Here is an 18,729-nt window from a genome sequence, read left to right on the forward strand (position 1 = left end):
CCGGGGCCGGGGAAGCAGCGCAAAGCAACGCCCCTTGCCGGACGGCAAAGGGCGTTGCGGGGCGCCACCGTCAGTTGTTGGAGCCGACCGTGTTGTCGTGGCCTGCGTTGAACACGTCGTCCGCCGCGAACTGGAGCCAGTCGCCGAAGACGAACGTGTACGAGGGCTCAGGCTGGAAGTTGACATTCACGTCGGCGCTGGCGGCGGACGCACCGCCGAGGATGACGACGCCGGCAGCGAGGATGGTGACGAGAGAGCGCACAGATCGCACGAATCCACCTTTTTCGAGTGGGTAAGGAACACCCTCGAAGGTAGGGAGGGGTCGCCTCGACGTCTCGCCGCCTGCCCGCACACAGGCAACTTCAAGCCGAATGGCCGAGCGCGCCGTCGGTAGCGCGGCCTGCCGTTGCTGGGATCCCGGCCCGGGGTCCGGTAGACCGCCGTCTGGCCCGATCCCCGCGACGACCTCGTCACCACGCTGGTCAACAACGTGTACACCTCGCTGGCCGACACCGTGGACGCCGCGTGGGGCGCCGCCCCGGACGCGGCGCACCGCGTATGTACCGGCATCACCGCCCTCGCGGCCGGCGCCTGGCCGCACCCCGAACACCTCCACGCCGAGCCGAGCGGCTGCCCGCCCTGCGGAATCCCTGAGCGCGTATCCAGAGTTTCAGCGATGTGTGAATTCGGGCGTGTGGGCGGGCGGGGTCGGGGCACAAGGGATTTCAGAGGTTGATAATCATGGTTCCCTTGCTTCTCGTTCTACTGCTGGTCCTGATTCTCTTCGGTGCGGGTTTTGCGCTGAAGGTCCTGTGGTGGGTCGCAATCTTCGTGCTGGTGCTGTGGCTGATCGGTTTCGTCGCCCGCCCCAAGAGCGGAAGCGGCCGCTGGTACCGCTGGTAGAGGGCCCGGGTGAAACCCGAATGTCGGGGGCATGTGGACCAGCGCCGGGACGTACCCCTAATGAATGAAGCGTCGAGGGCGGGCCGGCCGGAGTCCAGGCCGAAAATGAAAGAGGGACGGCCGAATGGCGGCCGGACTTCGGGACACAAGCGCGATGTGCTGAAATTACTCGTGGTAGCTGTCCTCGGCTCGCTCACGGTGGGCGCTGTCGCCGCCGCCGTCCTGGTCTCGCCCTGGTGGTCGGCTGCGGCCGCTCCCCTGCTTCTCCTCGCGCTGGTCGCCGTCCACGACCTCGTGCAACGACGGCATTCCGTTCTGCGGAACTACCCGCTGCTCGGACACCTGCGCTTCGCGCTGGAGGCGCTGCGGCCGGAGCTCCAGCAGTACTTCATCGAGCGGAACTTCGATGGCCGCCCCTTCGACCGTGACACCCGCAGCATCGTCTACGAACGCGCCAAGGGCACCGACGCGGAGGAGCCGTTCGGCACCGAGCTCGACCTCTACCGGGTCGGCAGCGAGTACCTCGTCCCGTCCATGGCCCCCCGACCGGTGAGCATCATCCCTCCCCGGGTCCGCATCGGCGGACCCGACTGCACCCGGCCCTACGACATGGCTCTGCTCAACGTCTCGGCGATGAGCTTCGGCTCGCTGTCGGCCAATGCCGTGGTCGCCCTCAACGCCGGCGCGGAGCTGGGCGGCTTCGCCCATGACACCGGCGAGGGCGGCCTGTCGGAGTACCACCTGCGCCCGGGCGGGGACCTTGTGTGGGAGATCGGCACCGGATACTTCGGCTGCAGGACGGACGACGGTGACTTCGACGAGCGGCAGTTCGCCGAGAAAGCGGCCCACGAGCACGTGAAGTGCGTGTCGCTGAAGATCAGCCAGGGCGCCAAACCCGGCATCGGAGGCGTCCTGCCGGGTGCCAAGGTGAACGCGGAGATAGCGAAGGTCCGCGGGGTCCCGCAGGGGCAGACCGTGATCTCGCCGCCTTTCCACCGCGTGTACTCCACACCGCGCGAGCTCGTGCGCTTCCTGGCACGGATGCGCGAGCTCACCGACGGGAAGCCCGTCGGGTTCAAGCTGTGCGTCGGATCGCGCCGTGAGTTCCTCGCCGTGTGCAAGGCCATGCTCGAGGAGGGCAGCACCCCGGACTTCATCGTCGTCGACGGCGCGGAGGGCGGTACGGGCGCGGCGCCGATGGAGTTCGCGGACAACGTCGGCCTGCCGCTCGGCGAGGGGCTGATGGTCGTGCACAACGCCCTCTTGGGCAGCGGGCTGCGCGAACGGATCCGGATCGGGGCCAGCGGCAAGGTCGCCACCGGCAGCGACCTCGTCAAACGCCTGCTCCAGGGAGCCGACTACACCAACGCCGCCCGCGCCATGATGTTCGCGATCGGATGCATCCAGGCCCAGCGTTGCCACACCAACACCTGTCCGGTCGGGGTGGCCACCCAGGACGAGCGGCGCGCCCGCGCCGTCGACATCGCGGACAAGTCGCAGCGCGTACGGCGCTACCAGCAGGCCACGGTCGAGAGCGCCCTCCAGATCATGGCCTCGATGGGGGTCGACGACGCGCGCGGGTTGCGACCCCACATGCTTCTCCAACGGGTGGACCCGCACACCGTCCGTTCCTATGCCGAACTCCACACGTGGCTCACCCCGGGACAGCTGCTCGCATCGGCGCCCGCCGACTGGGCATCCGACTGGCAAGCGGCCGACCCGGACCGCTTCACCCACTGAACCCGGCACCCGCACCGAGGGAGCCGCACCGGACCGAGGGGTACTGCTGTGGCACGCACCGTCGCCCACGTCATCGTCGGCGCACTCAAGGAACTCGGCGTCCAGCACGTCTTCGGAGTCGTCGGAGACGCCTTGAACCCACTGACCGATGCGATCCGCACCACGGACGACCTGGACTGGGTCGGCTGTCGGCACGAGGAGGCTGCGGCCTTCGCGGCCGGAGCGCAGTCGCAGCTCTCAGGCACCCTCGGCGTGTGCATGGGCACGGTCGGACCGGGCTCCGTCCACCTCCTCAACGGGCTTTACGACGCAGCCAAGAGCCGCGCCCCCGTCCTCGCCATCTGCGGTCAGGTGCCCCTCGCCGAGATCGGCAGCGACTACTTCCAGGAAGTCGACAACGACCTGCTCTTCCGCGACGTGGCCGTCTACCGCGCAACCGTCACCTCCCCGGAGCAGATGCCGCGAATGCTGGAGTCCGCCGTACGCGCTGCTGTCGGCCAGGGCGGAGTGGCCGTCCTGACCGTGCCCGGCGACTTGGGCGATCAAGAGCTGGGCGACGACCGTCCCACGCGGTTCGCCCTCGACCGCGCCGTTACGCGCCCGGACGATCCGGCCGTCGCCGAGGCCGCCGAACTCCTGAACTCCGCCTCCCGCGTCACCCTGCTCGTGGGCCGCGGAGCCCGCGAGGCCCGCGCCGAAGTACTCCGTACCGCAGAGCTGCTCGCCGCACCCATGGTGCTCACTCTCAAGGCGAAGGAGGGCTTCGAGGACGACAACGCCTTCCAGGTGGGCCAGACCGGTCTGATAGGCAACCCTGCGGCCGCCCACGCGCTCGACCACGGCGACGCGCTTCTCATGCTGGGCACCGACTTCCCCTACCGCGACTGGTATCCGAAGGACTGCAAGGTCGTCCAGATCGACACCCGCGAGGAGCACCTGGGCCGCCGGGTGCCCCTGGACGTGGGTTTGGCCGGGGACGTGGGGGCAACGCTGCGGGCCCTGCTGCCGCTCCTGAAGGAGGCACCCGACCGGGCCCACCTGAAGGATGCGCGGGAACGGTTCGCGCACTGGCAGGAAGGACAGCAGCGCCTGGCCGACCCGAATCACGAACGCCGCTGGACCGGCAAGCTGCGGGCGGCCCTGGACAACAGGGACCACGAGATCCGCCCCGAAGCCCTGGCCGCCGCAGTGGACACGTACGCAGCCGAGGACGCCGTCTTCACCTCCGACACCGGCATGGCGACCGTCTGGCTCTCCCGTTTCGTCACCATGCGCGGCAGCCGGCGCCTGATCGGCTCGTACAACCTCGGCTCGATGGCCAACGCCATGCCCCAGGCCCTCGGAGCACAACTCTGGGCACCCGACCGCCAGATCGTCGCCTTCTGCGGTGACGGCGGCCTGAGCATGCTGCTGGGCGACCTCATGACGATCAAGACCTACCAACTGCCGGTGAAGCTCGTCGTCTTCGACAACCGCCGCCTGGGCATGGTCAAGCTCGAACAGGAGCAGGCCGGTCTGCCCGAGTTCGGCACGCAACTCGACAACCCCGACTTCGCCGCGGTGGCCGCCGCACTCGGCCTCACCGGCATTCGCGTCACCGACCCGGCTGATCTGCACGACAGCGTGCGCAGGGCGTTCGAGACTCCGGGCCCGGTCCTGCTGGACGTCCTGACCAACCCCGAGGAGGTGGCCGTGCCCGGGAAGCCGGCCGTGAGCCAAGGGTGGGGCTTCGCCATCGCCAAGATCAGGGAGGTCCTTCCGAGCGGGGAAGGCTGACGAGCGGCGCCAGCGGGTTCAAGGACTCGTCGTGCCGGGTGCCGGCGGGGCCGGACGGGACGAGACGGTGCTGGAACGCGCGGACCGGCAGTGGCAGGAGCTCATCGAGTTGGGCCGCGCGCCGGACCACCACAGCCCTCGTTCTGCTGCCGGCCACCTGCACCGCGGCCCTGCGGATTCAGGGCGCCCCGCCCCTGCGGGAGGAACGATGGTGGATGAATCGTCTGAATGGGGCGGGGCGGGGTAGTCGCTGGAGACGAATACCACCGGAGGAGGCCAAGATGACGGCTCACGAGAAATCCCGGCGTCACCCGCGTACCACCCCGTCCGAGGCAGTAGGCGAGAGCGGGGACCGCGAGGCCCGCCAGCAGGCGGACGACGCCGTCGTCCGGCGTTCGGGCGACGGCGAGGCGGATGCTGGAGGCCACGCGGCCAAGCGCCAGCGCCCGGGCATCGGCCGCGAGGAACAGGCCCGCCCGGACCCGGCCGTCCGGCGGCGGTCGGGCAGCGAGGACCACTGAGAACGGCGAGAAGCAGTTCGCCCTGCCCACAGTCCCGGTCGGTGACTGCGGCTCACCGAACGGAATGACCTGAATGCGTACCGCAGCGGCCAGGGCCGCGGGGGTGGCCACCCTCGCATCCGGTGTAGCGGTCGCTTGCCGCCCCGGGTTGCGGGCGCCCCCAGCGGTCAGCCCCAGCAGGGTTCCTCCGCACTGCTCATCCGCGCCCTGGGAGTCCGGGACGCGGCCATCGGCGCCGTGACGGTGAGGGTTCCTGCGGATGCGGCGCTGCGTACTGCCGTCCTGTGCCGGGTTTGCGGTCGATGCGGGAGACTTCAGGTTGCGGGAAGCGCTCCGACCGCCTGACGATAGGCCACGTGCCCGCCGAGCGCACCGCTCACGGCGACTGCCGTCAGCCCGCCCCATGACCACAGCCTGCCCTTCGCCGAGTGACTGCGCAGCCGTGCCGTGAGGGACGCGGTGTAGCAGGCCACCGCAGCCACGTTCGTGACCGCGTGGGCCAGTCCGACCCGCGCCTGCGCGGGCGGCAGGTCCGCCCAGTCCGCCCAGCCGGCGATCGCTGCCGGGGCGACCCCGGCCAAGCCGACTGCCGTGAGGGTGGTGGCCGCGCGCTGCGCTCCCGGTACGACGTCCAGCACCGCGGCCGACAGCCAGCAGCCGATCGGCACCTGCACCAGAACCGGATGCAGAGGATGGCCCAGCGGCCTGCCACGCAGCAGATCGCGTGCCTCGCCCAACGGGAGCGAGCGGATTCCCCGCTGGAGGATCCGGATCGCGGGGTCGGCCGCCGTCGTGCGTTCGATACGGTCGAGGGCCGTCAGCCACCATGCCGAAGCAGTCTCCAGGGCCGAGGTTTGCTTGGTCTCCGGCGAGGTGTAGCGCGCGTATGCGTTCATGCACAACGCCTACCCGGCATTGCGCCGCCATCCCGCCGGAGCCTCGACAGCACCCGAACGGCCTGCCCAAGGAGTCACGGGCGGGGGTGCTGCTGTTCCGGCTCCTCTCGGGCGTCTGTCAGATGCGCTGGGCGCGGTGGAGGAGGGTGTGGAGTCCATGGGGTCGCAGGGCGGCTCGAGCTGCGTTCGCGCCTGGGGCACCGTGGACGCCGCCGCCGGGGTGGGCGGCCGCAGAGGCGAGGTAGAGGCGCTTGACGGGCGTCTCGGGCCTGCCGGTGCCGGGGGTGGGACGGAAGATCGCCTGCTGGTGGAGGGCGGCGGTGCCGTTGTTGATGGCTCCGTTGTGGAGATTCTCGTTCATGGCCTGGAGAGTGGTGGGGGCCAGGATGCGGCGGGCGCCGATCAGCTTGCGGAAGCCGGGTGCGAACCGTTCCACCTGTGCTTCGATGCGGTCGGCCATGACCTCTTGTTCGCGGGCGTCCCAGCGGCCGGTGATGTGGTCGGGTCCCGCGTCGGAGGCAATGTGCTGGGGGAGGTGGGTGTAGGCCCACGCCGATTCCGTGCCGGCCGGTGAGCGGCTGGGATCCGCCGTGGTCATCTGGCCGAACAGGGCGAACGGCTCGTCGGGAACCTGTCCCATGGCGATCTGCGCGGCGAACCGGGTCATGCCGTCGATGCCGTCGGCCACGTGGACCGTCCCCGCCCCGGAGGCTTGCGGCGCAGACCACGGCACCGGGCCGGTAAGTGCCCAGTCGACCTTGAACGTCGCGAAGTCCCACTGGAAGCGTTCCAGGTCCCTCAGGAGGCGGGACGGAAGGTGTTCTTCACCCACGAGGCCGCGGTACAGGGACGGTGCGGACACGTCCGCCAGCACGGCGCGCCGCGCGCCGACGGTCTCGCCTCCGGCCGTCCGGACCGCCACTGCCGCGCCGCCCCGGACGACGACGGACACGACACGTTCTCCGCAGCGCACGACGCCTCCGCGGCGCTGGAGACGGCTCACGAGTGCCGCGGTCAGGGCGCCGGCCCCGCCGACGGGGACCGGGAAGCCGTGACTCTGTCCGAGCATCGACATCAGCCAGCCGAATGCTCCGCTGCCCACAGCCTCAGGGGCCAGATCGGCGTGCAGGGCGTTGCCGGCCAGAAGGAGCCGCCCGCCCTCGCCCTTGAACTCCTCCTCGCCCAGGCGGCGCACCGGCAGGGCCAGGTTCCGGGCCAGCCGCAGCCCGCCTGAGGTACGGAGCTTGGCTGCCAGGCGGAGTCCGGCCCGGACCGGGGGGAACGGGGTGAACAGGCTCTGCACCAGGCCCGGGCCGACACGGCTCCACGCGTCGTACATGTCCCGCCAGGCGTCCGCGTCGGCTCCCGCGAATTCCGCCAGTCCGGCCGCGGTCTGCTCCACGCGGCGCTCCAGCACCGCGCACCTGCCGTCCCGCAGGGGGTGGGCCAGTACGGACGGGGCGTGGCTCCACCGCAGGCCCTCGGCGGGGAGGTCGAGACGCGCGAGGACCGGGGAGGCGGCGGCGAGCGGGTAAAAGGCGCTGAAGAGATCCGAGACGTAGTCGGGGTGGACGCCCCGGTCGCTGCGGACCGCGCCTCCGGGCTCCGGCTGTGCCTCCAGAACTTCCACGCTCCAGCCGGCGTCGACCAGGAGGTTCGCGGCCACCAGCCCGTTGGGGCCCGCGCCGATCACCACCGCGTCAGGCACGGAGGGTCCCGGTGCGGTTCTGTTCCACGACCCGGGCCAGGCGGGCCAGCATGCCGCGGTGCCGGAGCTGGAGCAGCGCTTCGCTCGCGGGGTTGTGGAGCGCACCACCGATGCCGCGCAGGGGATGCTCGTCGCAGACGACCAGGGTCTCTTCGCCCCACGGCCGGAGCTGAAAGAAGATCCGCGCGGTGCCCAGCGCCTCGAACGAGGCCTCCAGCTCCAGCTCCCTGCCGGGTTCCCGGTGGCGGACGGTCGTCACACCGTCGGTCGACCAGGGACCCAGCCGCAGCGTGTAGCGGAGCCGGGAACCGACCTCCGGCCAGGCCTCGTCGAGGGGTGCGGACTCGGACGGCCCCACCACCCACTCCCCGTACCGGGTCGGATCGGCGAGCACCGCCCACACCGCGTGCGGGGGACGACGAATCAACTGATGGCGGACGGCCATGAGAGGAGTCCTCCTGCCGGGGTGGACGGAGAGCGGCGTAGCAGCGTCGTGCGGACCTTGCCCGAGATCAGTGGCCGATGGCGTTCTGGAGCTGCTGCTTGGTCATGCTCGAGCGGCCCTCGATCCCGCGCTTCTTCGCTTCCTGGTAGAGCTCGTCCTTGGTACGCCCGGACGAGGTGCCGCCGCCATGAGACTTCGCGCCACCGCGTTGAGAGGTCGACTTTCCCTGCGTGGAGCTGCGGCCGGCGGTCTTGCTCTCTCCCGACCGCGCGCGTTCCTTGTTCACCGTGCGAGAAGCCATCTCCGTCGCGCGGCTCTCGGACATGCCGCGCTGCTTCCCGGACTCCTTGATGTGCTCGTACTGACGCTCGCGCTTGGGACTGGATCCTCGGGGCACGACGGAACCCTTCGTCGACGACGGTGTCAAGGTCATGGTGCGCGGACTCGAACCACCGCGCACCTCACGGCCGCGGCTCCGTTGCCCGTTCGGCGCTGAACTGCGCCGGCCGGACAACCGCTGAGCCAAAGACCTCGTGCCTTCGGATGCACGCCTCCGAGACCCTCACAGGTAGGCAATCTCCCGCTGGTCTGTCCGGGCGCTCTTCGCGGGCCCGCGACCTGCGAAGAACGCCCGGACGGGGTTAGGGTCTGTTGGGGCCCAGCAGATCACCGAGCCGTCATCGTCGAGCTGCCCCATGAACCACTCATCGTCGTCTCTCACGAGGCGCAACTCGTGGAACGCGAGAATTACATCGGGCCGGAGCGGGGCGGCGCTTGGGTCGCCGGAAAGAGCGCGCACGCGTTCGATCGTCCATCCGTCAGGGAGTCCTGAGTTCACCGGCTCATGGTCTCAACAGGAGGCCTGTCACAGCCACTCGTTAAGGACTGCGACCAGCACGGTCGCTTCGTAGCGGACGGCGAGCTTGTCGTATCTGGTGGCGACCGCGCGGTGGCGCTTGAGCCGGTTGATGCCGCACTCGACCGCGTGCCGCTGCTTGTAGCCGGCCTTGTCGAACTTCGGCGGCCGACCGCCTCGCGAGCCCCGGTTCCGCCGGTTGCGGACGCGGTCCGCAGGTACTGGGATCGTCGTCTTGATACCGCGTCTACGCAGGTAGGCGCGGTTCTTGCGGGAGTCGTATGCCTTGTCGGCCCGCACCCGGTCCGGTCGCTTGCGCGGCCGCCCCAGGCCCAGCCGCGGCACCCTGATCGCTTCCAGGACAGGCTCGAACTGCGGGGGAGTCACCTCGCTGACCGGCCGTGATCACCACCGACAGTGGCTGCTGCCCCTGCTCGACTGCCAGGTGGATTTGCTGGTCAGGCCGCCCCGGGACCGGCCGAGCCCATGATCGGCCGGCTCGACGAAGATCCCGCCGGGCGGCTCCTTTTGGAAATCCCCCTTTTCACCGCCCCGGCGGCGTGCAGGTGAGCTCGGCAGCCCGTGTGATCAACGTTCGCGTCCCAGGTGATCAGACCCTTCGCGTCCGCCTCGGCCTGGAGCTGGGTGATGATCCGGGCCCGGGTCCCGTCCCGCTGCCGGCGCCGGAACAGGTCATAGGCCCGGTCCCACGGACCATAGCGTTCCGGCACGACATGCCACGGGGCACCGGTCAGTGTCCGCCACCATATGCCGTCCATCAGCTGCCGCCGCGTCCACACCTGCGGCCGACCAGGCTTGATACCCCGCGGCAGCAACGGCTCAAGCCGAGCCCACTGGCCGTTCGTCAGGTCTCCACGTCCCACGAGACGTGATCATGAACGAACAAGATCCACTCTCGCAACAGACCCTAGCCGGCGCTGATGGCCGTCACGTGCGTGGTGCCGTCGTGCAGCGCGGTGATGCGGACCTGCCCCGCGGGGAAGGGGTCCCTCCCGTTCGGGCCGGGTATGTGTGCGAACGGCGTCCAGGAGCCGTCCGGATTCCTGACGTTGTGCCAGATCCGCCCGTCGAGCCCGACCGCCACGACCTGGGCGGAGCCGTCGGGCGTCCCCGTGATGCCGATGGCACTGGCCCCCATGGTGGCGGTGGTGACGCCCCGCGGGGGCCGGAACCCGGTCCAGGAGCCGTCGGGCCGCCGCTGCTGGTGGTACACCATCCCGTCGAGCCCGATGGCGAGGACCTGGGAGGATCCGTCGGGCATTCCGGTGATCGCCAGGGCAGGGCCGGAGAACGTCGGGGCCCCGTTGTAGCCGGCCATGCGCCCCCAGGGCGTCCACGTACCGGAACGCCCGCGAACGCAGTGGTACATGGCACCGTCCGTGCCGTAACTGACCAGCTGGGCGGACCCGTCGGGCATGGCGGTGATCGACACCTTCGTCGCACCCCACCCGCTCTTCGCGGTGAAGCCGGGCAGGGCCCGGAATCCGGGCAGCGCCCCGTCGGCGCGGCGCTGCTGGTGGAAGGCCGTGCCGTCCATGGCCGTCACCACGATCTGGCAGGTGCCGTCGGGGAAGGCCGCGATGTCCGCCTCCCGGACGGTGAATCCGGCAGAGCCGTCCGGTCCCGCGACGCGCTGCCAGGGCCGGAGCGTGGCCGAACCCCGTACGGCGGTCAGCCACAGACCGTTGTCGGGCGCGATGCCCAGCACCACGACCGAGCCGTCCGCCATGCCGGCCACGGCGCTCTGAACCCCCGCGAACGAGCCGGAGCCCGAGCCGGAGCCGGAGCCGGAGCCCGAGCCCGAGCCGGATCCGGCGACGGCGGCACCCGGCAGCGGACGCATGCTGCTCCACGACCCGTCCGGGCGGCGCTCGGTGTGGAAGAGCGCCCGCCGCTCGACGTCGTACGGGGGCAGTTGCGCGGAGTAGAACCACACCGGGTTGGTGATGGCGACCAACTGGTCCAGCGTGGTGGAGGCGGGCTTGGGACGGCGCACCTCGGCCCGGGCGAACATGGACGCCTTGCCCCAGCCTCGCCAGCGCAGCTGCCCCCTGCCACTGTCGTCGATGCACGTGGCGGCCATGATGCCCCACTCGGTGTACAGCGTGGCGATGCTGTCCGGGGCGCCCGTCACGTCCAAGGTCACGTCGACGGCGTCGAAGAACGACAGGGGCAGTTCCTCACCGGGTCCCGCGACCGCTCCGCCGGCGCGGGCGGTGAAGTCCACGGTCACGGCCGCGGATTCGACGGCGTACGACCGGCCCAGGCGCAGTGCGTCCAGCACGGCGGGGGTCGACAGGCTGCTGGCGCGCACCACGTTGTGTGGCCGGCCGACGGCGTCCGCGGGGCTGTGGGCGTCGCTGTTGCCGACGGCGGCGACCCGCTTGCCGAGGCTGAGCATGACGTGCCAGGCGGCGATGTTGGCCGCGTCGTCGAGGGTCCACGGTCCGTTCCACACCTCCAGCGCGTCCACGCGGTCGAGGCCGAACTCCCAGAAGGATCCCGGCGCCGGGGTGAGCGGATGGGCGGCGATCGTGAGTCCGCCCAGACTGTGCACGCGCCGGGCGTGGCCGTCGAACACCCCCTGGTCCGCGGGTCCGTAGCGCCAGTCCACCCATTCGCCCTGCGGCAGGCCGACGGCCAGCCAGTGGCCGTGGCGGGTGGTGACCTCCTCGGCGTTGATGACCAGCAGGTCGGTCGGGATGTTGCCGTGCCATGTCACGCCGGTGGAGCTGGTGTTGTGGTCGGAGGTGGCGATGAAGTGCAGCCCCTCCTGGCGGGCGGCGGCGACGATCTCGTCCACCGTGCGCTTCCCGTCGGAGTGCACGCTGTGCAGGTGCAGGTCGCCCCGGTACCAGCCGGGCCCGCGCCCCGTCACCGAGGCCGGCAGGATGTCGTACGGGGTCCGGGGCAGCGGGTCGCCGAGGTGCAGGGTGACGTCGACCTGCCAGGCCATGCCGCCGGTGGCGCCGACCATCGGCCCCAGGATGACGGACCAGCTGCCGGGCTCGACGGGCCCGGGCACGTAGCCGGGAGTGGCGTCCGCCGCGGAGAGGGTGAACCCGGACCGTTCGCCGCCCGACCAGCCGCGGAACCCGGACGGGCCGAAGATGCCCAGGTCCAGGATGCCGGCGGCGGCGTCGTGGGAGGTGGAGACGGAGATCCGTTGCACTCCGGCGGGGACGTCGAAGGCGACGTACGCCCACTGGTCGTTGCCGTACGGGGAGTGGCCCCGGTAGGTGGTGGTCACCGCGTCGGATCCCTGGCTCCTGGTCGCGGCGTGCGCGATCGGTGCGGGAACGAGCGCGGCGGCTCCGCCCGCGGCCAGCAGGGCCGCTAACCGGAGCAGGGACCTGCGCTCGACACCCGGGCCGGGGTCGGGCGCGTCATTCGGGAGGTGTTCACTCGGCACAGCAGTGCTCTCCGTTCACGTGAGGTGGCGTGGAAGGCGTGCGGGTGCGAGGACGTCCCGGTGCGAGGGCGTCTGTGTTCGGGCGGGCGCGGTCGGATCCGCACGAGGGCGGGGGAGTCGGGGGCGACCGGCGGTCCCGCCCGCCGGCGCGGAACCGGCAGCGTGGGACCGCCGGCGCGGGGTCGGCCGGCCTAACGGCGTGAGCGCTGGGCCTCGACGATCTGTCGCACGGGGCCGTCGACGTCCGCCCGGGCCTGGACCCGCTCGGCGAACCCGGGGAACTGCCCGGCGATGGCGCTCAGCAGCCGCAGCTCCAGAGGCGCGACGTTGACCTCGCACCGGTCGCGGCGGACGGCGCGTACGACGCCATCGGCGACCTGGCCGGGTGTGACGGTCCTGATGCCGTTCGGCGTGGCGGCACCGGTGGCCGCGAACATCCCGGCGTCGCGGACGAAGCCGGGCTGGACCAGGGACACCCCCACCCCCGTGCCCCTGAGCTCCTGGCGCAGGGCGAGGGCGAATCCGCGCAGCCCGAACTTCGTCGCGTTGTACAGGGAGGTCGACTTGGTGGCCGCCTTGCCGGAGATGGAACCGACCAGCACGATGTGGCCGCGGCCGCGGGGCACCATGTGCGCCGCGAACAGCCGGGACAGCAGGACGGGCGCGCGCAGGTTGACGTCGAGGGCACGGTCGAGCTGCTCCTCGGTGTAGTCCAGGAGGTCGCCGCTGGCGGGCAGGGCGGCGTTCGCGACGAGGACGTCCGCCTCGGCGCAGGTCTCGGCGAGGCGGACGACGTCGGACCGGACGGCCAGATCGGCGACCACGGTGCGGGCGTTGCAGGTGTCCGCGATCGCCTTGACGGCTTCCTCCCGCCGCCCGGTGACCGTGAGGCGGGCCCCTTGCGCGGTCAGGCGCGCGGCCAGGGCGGAGCCGATGCCTCCGGTGGCCCCGGTGAGCAGAACGTTCGATCCGGATATGTCCATGACAGCTCCACAACTCCCGTGCAATGGCCCTCTGTTGTTCGTTCGAACGAACAGTAGGGATCGCTCCGCCCCCTGTCCACACCCCGGACGCCCCAACTCCCCGGCCCTGCCCGGGCGGACGTGTTGGCCGATGGTGCAGAATGCCGCCATGCCCCATGCTTCCGACACCCGCCAGAGCATCATCGACGCCGTGCTGCGGATCATCGGGCAGGACGGCATCGCCGCCGTCACCAACCGGCGGATCGCCAAGGAGGCCGGAGTCTCCCTCGGTTCTGTCACCTACCACTTCGCCACCCAGCACGAGCTGCTGCGCGAGAGCCTGCTGCACTTCGTGGCCGAGGAGACGCGGCACTTCACCGCGCTCGCCGACGCATGCTCCGACGAGCAGTTCGACATCGGACAGGCGGCCGAGGTGGTGGCGCAGGTCGCGGGCGGCAACGCCTTCGACAGCCGCCACATCGCGCCCTTCGAGCTGTACGTCCAGGCCGGCCGCGACGAACGGCTGCGTGCCGCCGCGGCCGAGTGCTTCGCCGCCTACGACTTGCTGGCCACCCGGATCCTGACCCAGCTCGGCGTACCGGACCCCGAACGCCTGGCCGCCGCGGCTGTTGCCCTGGTCTTCGGACAGCAACTGCGCCGCCTGGCCACGGGCGCCCCCGCCGAGGACCTGGTCGACACCCTGCTGGTCCTCACGAAGCTGACCCCGACGCAGACCCCGTAGGCGCCGGCGGCTCACCAGGCATTCCGGCTCTTCGCCACGGCCAAGAGCATCACCACGGTCGTGGCCGGGCTGCGCGCGCGGCGGTGGCCGACGCGACCTCGACCTTGACCTTGCCACTGGCGGCAGGGTTGCACGATCACCGGCATGAACAGCACCGCATCGCAGAGCAGCAGGATCGTCGTCGTCACCGGAGCCGGCACGGGAATCGGCCGGGCCACCGCCCGCGCCTTTGCCGCCGACGGCGACCACGTAGTCGCGATCGGGCGGCGGGCCGAGCCGCTCAAGGAGACTGCGTCCGGGCACGACCGGATCACGCCGCTGGCCGCCGACATCACCGCCGAGGGCGAGCCCGGCCGGATCATCCAGGCCGTGCTGGAGGTACACGGCCGACTGGACGTGTTGGTCAACAACGCCGGCATCGTGCGCGGCGGCGCCCTCGGCACGCTGACGCCGGAGATGATCACGGCTCAGCTCGCCACCAACCTCGTCGCCCCCATCCTGCTGGCCCAGGCCGCGCTGCCGCCCCTGGAGACGGCGGGAGGGGTGATCGTCAACGTCAGTACGTCGGTGGGGCAGCGGGCTTGGCCCGGCAGCTCGGTCTACGCGGCGACCAAGACCGCCCTGGAGCTGCTGACCCGCAGCTGGGCGGTCGAGCTGGCACCCCGTGGGGTCCGGGTGGTGGCGGTCGCCCCCGGCGCGATCGACACCCCCATCGGCGAGCACCAGGGCCTGACGCCGGAGCGTATGGCCGCAGTGCGGGACTGGCAGCTGGCGCACACCCCGCTGGCCCGGATCGGCCGTCCCGAGGAGGTGGCCTGGGCGATCACCCAGCTTGCCGCACCAGCCGCATCGTTCGTCACCGGAGTGGTACTCCCCGTCGACGGCGGGGCCGTCGTCGCGTGATAGAAGTGGCCCCGGGGGTGGGGTCCGTGCGGATCGGTGAACTGGCCAGGGCAACTGGGACGACCGCTCGTGCGCTGCGGCACTACGAGCAGGCCGGGCTGATCTCCTCCGAGCGGGCCTGCAACGGCTACCGCATCTACGACGAAAAGGCGCTGGTGCGGGTCCGCAACATCCGCCATTTGCTGACCGCCGGGCTCACCTTGGACGACGTGCGGGTGTTCCTTCCGTGCCTGGACGGCGATGTGGCTGCCGCACCGCCCTCGGGCGGGGGCCTGCGGGTCGCGCTGGAACGGCTGGCGGTCCTCAACGAACGGATCGCCGCCCAGACCGAGGCCCGCGACCGGCTGGAAACCGCGCTCCGGGAGAAGACCGGCGACCGGATCCGCCCAGTCGTCTGACCAGTTGTCGCACGCGGATTCCTGGCACCTCGACTACTCATGCCCGTTGCGCACAGGTCCGCACCTGCCACACCCCGTCGTCGGCCGGTGCACCGGGGGGCCCGACTCAGACCGTCCCGGTCCCCGTCCGGGGGAGAGGGGCCGCAGCGCCGGCCCGCCGGACGAAACACCGGATGGGTCTCCCGGCCGACAGCGGGTAGGCGCCGGGGGTGAACTATGTGAGCCCCGGCAAGGGGTACTCCCGTGACAGCCGGTACATCACCACCCGGATCACCGCCGACGTGCGCGACGGCTACCCGGTAGAGTCCGGCCGCTACCGCCTGGTGGTCAGCCGAGCCTGTCCGTGGGCGAGCCGGGCGGTGATCGTACGGCGGCTTCTCGGGCTGGAGGAGGCGCTTCCGATGGCCGTCGCCGGGCCTGTGCACGACGAGCGCAGCTGGAGCTTCGACCTCGATCCCGGCGGGCGTGACCCGGTGCTCGGCATCGAGCGGCTCCGGGACGCCTACCTCGCGCGCGACCCCGGCTATGACCGGGGCATCACGGTGCCGGCCATCGTGGACGTCCCGAGCGGGAAGGTAGTGACCAACGACTTCGCGCGGATCACGGTCGACATGTCGCTGGAGTGGACGCCGTACCATCGCCCAGGGGCTCCGGAACTGTATCCGCCGGCACTCCGGCCGCAGATCGACGCCGTGAACGAACTGGTCTACCGGGACGTCAACAACGCCGTCTACGAAGCCGGGTTCGCCGGCAGCCAGGAGGCGTACGCCGACGCGTACGCGCGGTTGTTCGCCCGGCTCGACTGGCTGCACGCCCGGCTCGAACGGGCCCGTTACCTCGTCGGCGACACCATCACCGAAGCGGACGTACGGCTGTTCACCACGCTCGTACGCTTCGACGCCGTCTATCACGGCCACTTCAAATGCAACCGGTACAAGCTGAGCGAGATGCCGGTGCTCTGGGCGTACGCGCGGGACCTGTTCCAGACACCCGGCTTCGGCGACACCGTCGACTTCGACCACATCAAGCGGCACTACTACCTGGTGCACACCGACATCAACCCCACGGGGATCATGCCGGTGGGCCCCGACCTGGCTGGCTGGCTCGCTCCGCACGGCCGCGCCGTCCTGGGCGGCCGCCCCTTCGGCGACGGCACCGCACCCGGGCCCGTCGCTGCCGGGGAAGCCGTACCGGCCGATCACACCCCGCTCTCCTGAACGCCCGCCGCTCCTGCGCGCTCCTGCGTCAGCCGCCCACGATCCTGCGCACGTTCTCGATGCTGCCGCAGTCCGACGCCAGCTGATTCTCGCGTTCCCGCAGGAACGCGCTGCCCAGCTCGGCCCGGCGCTCGTCGGAGACGTTTTCCCTGGCACCGTTGAGGATCGTCCGCTCCTCCTCGTCCACGTGGTGGGAGACCGCCTTGACGAGGTCCTCCAGCCGCGCGTCCCACTCGTCGGAACCGACGTCGTCCACTTCCAGCAGCGCCAGCAGTGCCTCGTTGCCCTCGGCGTGTTCCTCCTTGCCGTGTTCCACTTCCTCGTTGTCGACGTCCTTGAAGCGTTTGAGAGCTCCGTAGACTTCGGATTCCTCCGCCTCGCCGTGCGCGATGAGCAGGGCCGAGAACTTTTCCAGTGCTCCCGCACGGTCGGCCTCGACGCTCCGCATGCGGCGGAACAGTTCCTCCATGGTGCGGTGGTCCTTGAGGATCACCTCGACGACGTCCTGGTCCTTCCCCTCGCCCGCCATACCGCTCGCCTCCTCCATCGGGGTTACCCGTCATCTGGCGCGTGCTCACTGACAGGGCGGCTGAAACCCCCGGCACGCCCGCCGCTCGCCGGCCCGCGCAATGCGGCGGGCAGGCCGTCGTGGGTGGCCCGGGCCGGCGGACCGCGGGCGTGCCACCGGCGTTCGACCCGAACACCCTGCGCCATCACCCGGCCCATTTCCGTGATCCGCGCAGGAGACCTTCACTGCCCCGGGTGACGAGCATGTGCGGCGCGGACTCACCGTGGGGACTGTGTGTTCTCGGCGGGTTGCTCGGCGGGTTCCTCGGCGAAGAGGGCGAGGAGGTCTGCGATGTCGCGTCCCGCTTCGGCGGGGTGGCGGAACTTCGCGCCGGGGGTGATCCGGTAGTGGTTGCGGCGCCCTTCTCGTGCCCGGCTGAGGTACCCGCCCTCCTCCAGGTCCGCGACGATCGATTGCACCGTCCGCTCGGTCAGCAGGCAGGTCTCGGCCACCTCTCGCACGCGCGCGCCGGGGTTGCGGGCGAGGGTCAGGAGAACCCGTGCGTGGCTGGTCAGGAAGGTCCATGGTGCCTTGGGAAGTGGTTCGTCTCCCATACCTCCAGGATGCCCAAACTTGGTACATACGTCCTGTTTTTCACGTAATTCTTGACGTGTGTCGGGGTGGGTGCCGACGATGCTGGTACAAGGGAGTAGTGGACGGACGAGCGGGGAGGTAGCGATGACCGGGACCATGGACAGCGCCCACCTCGATACCGACGCCGACCGCCTGCAGGTCTCCGTTGCTCCCGGACCGTACGGGTCGGCCCATGTCACCGTCAGTGGTGAGGTCGACCTCCACGACGCCGGCGATCTGCGCGGCGCCCTCCTGACCGCCGTCACCACCTACCGGGGCGCCATCACCGTTGACCTCCACCAGGTCACCTTCTGCGACTGCGCCGGCCTCAATGCCCTCCTGAGCGCCCGCAACACCGCCGAACAAGCCCACCGTTCCCTGCGCGTCACCGCCACCAGCCACACCGTGGAAAGACTCCTCCAGATCACCGAGACCCGCTGCTACCTCACGTGATCGGGCCGGTCGAAGCCCGTGATCTCCCTGATGGGGGCCCGTATCCCCGAATTGCCGTCGATGCCGGGCCGCCAGGACCCGTTCGGTCCATGGAGTACATGACCTGCTCCGCGCCCCACTCCACGAACGCGTCGACCAGTCGCATCCCGATGGACTCAAGCAACCGGCGTGAACGCTCGTTGGCCTTCTGGGTGACGGCGACGACCTCAGACTGCTGGGATGTGACTTTGTCCAGCGCCCAGGACATCGCGGCGACGACCGCCTCACGGCCATACCCACAGCCCCAGTGCTCTGGCAGCAGCTGATACGACACCTCCGTCCGGCCGCCTCGGCGCGAGCAAGGTTCCACCGACACCAGACCGACCATGGACATGTCCGTGGCCAGGACCACGCTGAACGCACCGAAAGCCGCGACGCACCCCTCCTCGCGGGCCTGAAGGGTCTCCCCGGTCACGGGCCCGCCGAGATAGCGGCGCACCTCGGTGTCCGTCCAGAGCCGCGACAGGGCGGCGACGTCACTGCGCTCAATGGGGCGCAGGACAAGTCGGTCCGTCCTGAGCGAAACGGGCCAAAGGTCAGGGTTCGATGACGAAGACATGCCACTAGCTCTCGATGGACAGCCCGGACTCGGCCGT

Annotated in this window: 19 protein-coding genes and 1 pseudogene; 9 read left to right on the forward strand and 11 right to left on the reverse strand. The window is 70.7% G+C overall.

From position 1 onward, the window contains the following. Nucleotides 1-70 precede the first annotated feature (70 nt). Nucleotides 71-271, reverse strand: a complete 201-nt coding sequence (locus tag OHA89_RS35640; protein WP_215140426.1) for a hypothetical protein — start codon at nucleotides 269-271, stop codon at nucleotides 71-73. Nucleotides 272-741: 470 nt separating this feature from the next. On the opposite strand from OHA89_RS35640, the gene OHA89_RS35645 reads away from it, so the two are divergent. The 4 genes from OHA89_RS35645 to OHA89_RS35660 all read left to right on the forward strand — a co-directional run bounded on the left by OHA89_RS35645 (nucleotide 742) and on the right by OHA89_RS35660 (nucleotide 4,940). Then, the gene (locus OHA89_RS35645) at nucleotides 742-903 is read left to right on the forward strand and encodes a hydrophobic protein (RefSeq protein ID WP_257558727.1); all 162 of its coding nucleotides are present in this window, start codon (nucleotides 742-744) and stop codon (nucleotides 901-903) included. A gap of 105 nt (nucleotides 904-1,008) precedes the next feature. After that, nucleotides 1,009-2,643: an FMN-binding glutamate synthase family protein gene (locus OHA89_RS35650; RefSeq protein WP_406367950.1), complete on the forward strand. Its 1,635-nt coding sequence runs from the start codon at nucleotides 1,009-1,011 to the stop codon at nucleotides 2,641-2,643. A gap of 48 nt (nucleotides 2,644-2,691) precedes the next feature. After that, entirely contained in the window at nucleotides 2,692-4,419 is a 1,728-nt protein-coding gene (locus OHA89_RS35655) for a thiamine pyrophosphate-dependent enzyme (RefSeq protein ID WP_406367951.1), read from the forward strand. Nucleotides 4,420-4,700: 281 nt separating this feature from the next. Then, nucleotides 4,701-4,940 (forward strand): hypothetical protein, encoded by a 240-nt coding sequence (locus OHA89_RS35660; protein ID WP_257558729.1) that lies wholly within the window; start codon nucleotides 4,701-4,703, stop codon nucleotides 4,938-4,940. Between the two features lie 314 nt (nucleotides 4,941-5,254). On the opposite strand, the gene OHA89_RS35665 is transcribed toward OHA89_RS35660, so the two are convergent. The 7 genes and pseudogenes from OHA89_RS35665 to OHA89_RS35695 all read right to left on the reverse strand — a co-directional run bounded on the left by OHA89_RS35665 (nucleotide 5,255) and on the right by OHA89_RS35695 (nucleotide 13,261). Next, complete coding sequence (locus tag OHA89_RS35665) at nucleotides 5,255-5,836, reverse strand: DUF2231 domain-containing protein (protein WP_266612049.1); 582 nt, start codon at nucleotides 5,834-5,836, stop codon at nucleotides 5,255-5,257. Nucleotides 5,837-5,954: 118 nt separating this feature from the next. Beyond that, nucleotides 5,955-7,544: a phytoene desaturase family protein gene (locus tag OHA89_RS35670; RefSeq protein WP_406367952.1), complete on the reverse strand. Its 1,590-nt coding sequence runs from the start codon at nucleotides 7,542-7,544 to the stop codon at nucleotides 5,955-5,957. Then, the gene (locus OHA89_RS35675) at nucleotides 7,537-7,989 is read right to left on the reverse strand and encodes an SRPBCC family protein (protein ID WP_266612050.1); all 453 of its coding nucleotides are present in this window, start codon (nucleotides 7,987-7,989) and stop codon (nucleotides 7,537-7,539) included. The genes OHA89_RS35670 and OHA89_RS35675 overlap by 8 nt, the downstream gene beginning before the upstream one ends. A gap of 67 nt (nucleotides 7,990-8,056) precedes the next feature. Further along, on the reverse strand, nucleotides 8,057-8,386 hold the full coding sequence (locus OHA89_RS35680) for a Rho termination factor N-terminal domain-containing protein (RefSeq protein ID WP_266612052.1): 330 nt from the start codon (nucleotides 8,384-8,386) through the stop codon (nucleotides 8,057-8,059). Between the two features lie 468 nt (nucleotides 8,387-8,854). Continuing rightward, nucleotides 8,855-9,729: pseudogene (locus tag OHA89_RS35685) on the reverse strand (IS5 family transposase). A 44-nt stretch (nucleotides 9,730-9,773) separates the two neighbouring features. Then, a complete protein-coding gene (locus OHA89_RS35690; RefSeq protein WP_406367953.1) occupies nucleotides 9,774-12,278 on the reverse strand; it encodes a CehA/McbA family metallohydrolase in 2,505 nt (834 codons plus the stop codon). Nucleotides 12,279-12,469: 191 nt separating this feature from the next. Next, complete coding sequence (locus OHA89_RS35695; RefSeq protein ID WP_257558734.1) at nucleotides 12,470-13,261, reverse strand: SDR family oxidoreductase; 792 nt, start codon at nucleotides 13,259-13,261, stop codon at nucleotides 12,470-12,472. A gap of 148 nt (nucleotides 13,262-13,409) precedes the next feature. Between OHA89_RS35695 and OHA89_RS35700 the strand changes: the two genes are divergently transcribed. The 4 genes from OHA89_RS35700 to OHA89_RS35715 all read left to right on the forward strand — a co-directional run bounded on the left by OHA89_RS35700 (nucleotide 13,410) and on the right by OHA89_RS35715 (nucleotide 16,500). Then, nucleotides 13,410-13,982 carry a TetR/AcrR family transcriptional regulator gene (locus tag OHA89_RS35700; RefSeq protein WP_215140423.1) on the forward strand — a complete coding sequence of 191 codons (573 nt, stop codon included), beginning with the start codon at nucleotides 13,410-13,412 and terminating at the stop codon, nucleotides 13,980-13,982. A 144-nt stretch (nucleotides 13,983-14,126) separates the two neighbouring features. Then, the gene (locus OHA89_RS35705) at nucleotides 14,127-14,885 is read left to right on the forward strand and encodes an SDR family NAD(P)-dependent oxidoreductase (protein ID WP_215140422.1); all 759 of its coding nucleotides are present in this window, start codon (nucleotides 14,127-14,129) and stop codon (nucleotides 14,883-14,885) included. A gap of 26 nt (nucleotides 14,886-14,911) precedes the next feature. Further along, nucleotides 14,912-15,283 (forward strand): MerR family transcriptional regulator, encoded by a 372-nt coding sequence (locus OHA89_RS35710; RefSeq protein WP_406367954.1) that lies wholly within the window; start codon nucleotides 14,912-14,914, stop codon nucleotides 15,281-15,283. Between the two features lie 218 nt (nucleotides 15,284-15,501). Further along, complete coding sequence (locus tag OHA89_RS35715; RefSeq protein ID WP_406368736.1) at nucleotides 15,502-16,500, forward strand: glutathione S-transferase family protein; 999 nt, start codon at nucleotides 15,502-15,504, stop codon at nucleotides 16,498-16,500. 28 nt (nucleotides 16,501-16,528) lie between these two features. Here OHA89_RS35715 and OHA89_RS35720 read toward each other — a convergent pair whose 3' ends face one another. Both OHA89_RS35720 and OHA89_RS35725 read right to left on the reverse strand, forming a co-directional pair. After that, nucleotides 16,529-17,029 carry a hemerythrin domain-containing protein gene (locus OHA89_RS35720; protein ID WP_406367955.1) on the reverse strand — a complete coding sequence of 167 codons (501 nt, stop codon included), beginning with the start codon at nucleotides 17,027-17,029 and terminating at the stop codon, nucleotides 16,529-16,531. Nucleotides 17,030-17,286: 257 nt separating this feature from the next. Further along, on the reverse strand, nucleotides 17,287-17,622 hold the full coding sequence (locus tag OHA89_RS35725; RefSeq protein ID WP_406367956.1) for a helix-turn-helix transcriptional regulator: 336 nt from the start codon (nucleotides 17,620-17,622) through the stop codon (nucleotides 17,287-17,289). 124 nt (nucleotides 17,623-17,746) lie between these two features. On the opposite strand from OHA89_RS35725, the gene OHA89_RS35730 reads away from it, so the two are divergent. Then, complete coding sequence (locus tag OHA89_RS35730; RefSeq protein WP_215140417.1) at nucleotides 17,747-18,094, forward strand: STAS domain-containing protein; 348 nt, start codon at nucleotides 17,747-17,749, stop codon at nucleotides 18,092-18,094. On the opposite strand, the gene OHA89_RS35735 is transcribed toward OHA89_RS35730, so the two are convergent. Continuing rightward, nucleotides 18,087-18,692, reverse strand: coding sequence for a GNAT family N-acetyltransferase (locus OHA89_RS35735; protein WP_406367957.1), 606 nt, complete (start codon nucleotides 18,690-18,692; stop codon nucleotides 18,087-18,089). The genes OHA89_RS35730 and OHA89_RS35735 overlap by 8 nt on opposite strands. Between the last annotated feature and the right edge of the window lie 37 nt (nucleotides 18,693-18,729).

Source organism: Streptomyces sp. NBC_01546 (assembly GCF_045208355.1).
Taxonomy (GTDB): domain Bacteria; phylum Actinomycetota; class Actinomycetes; order Streptomycetales; family Streptomycetaceae; genus Streptomyces.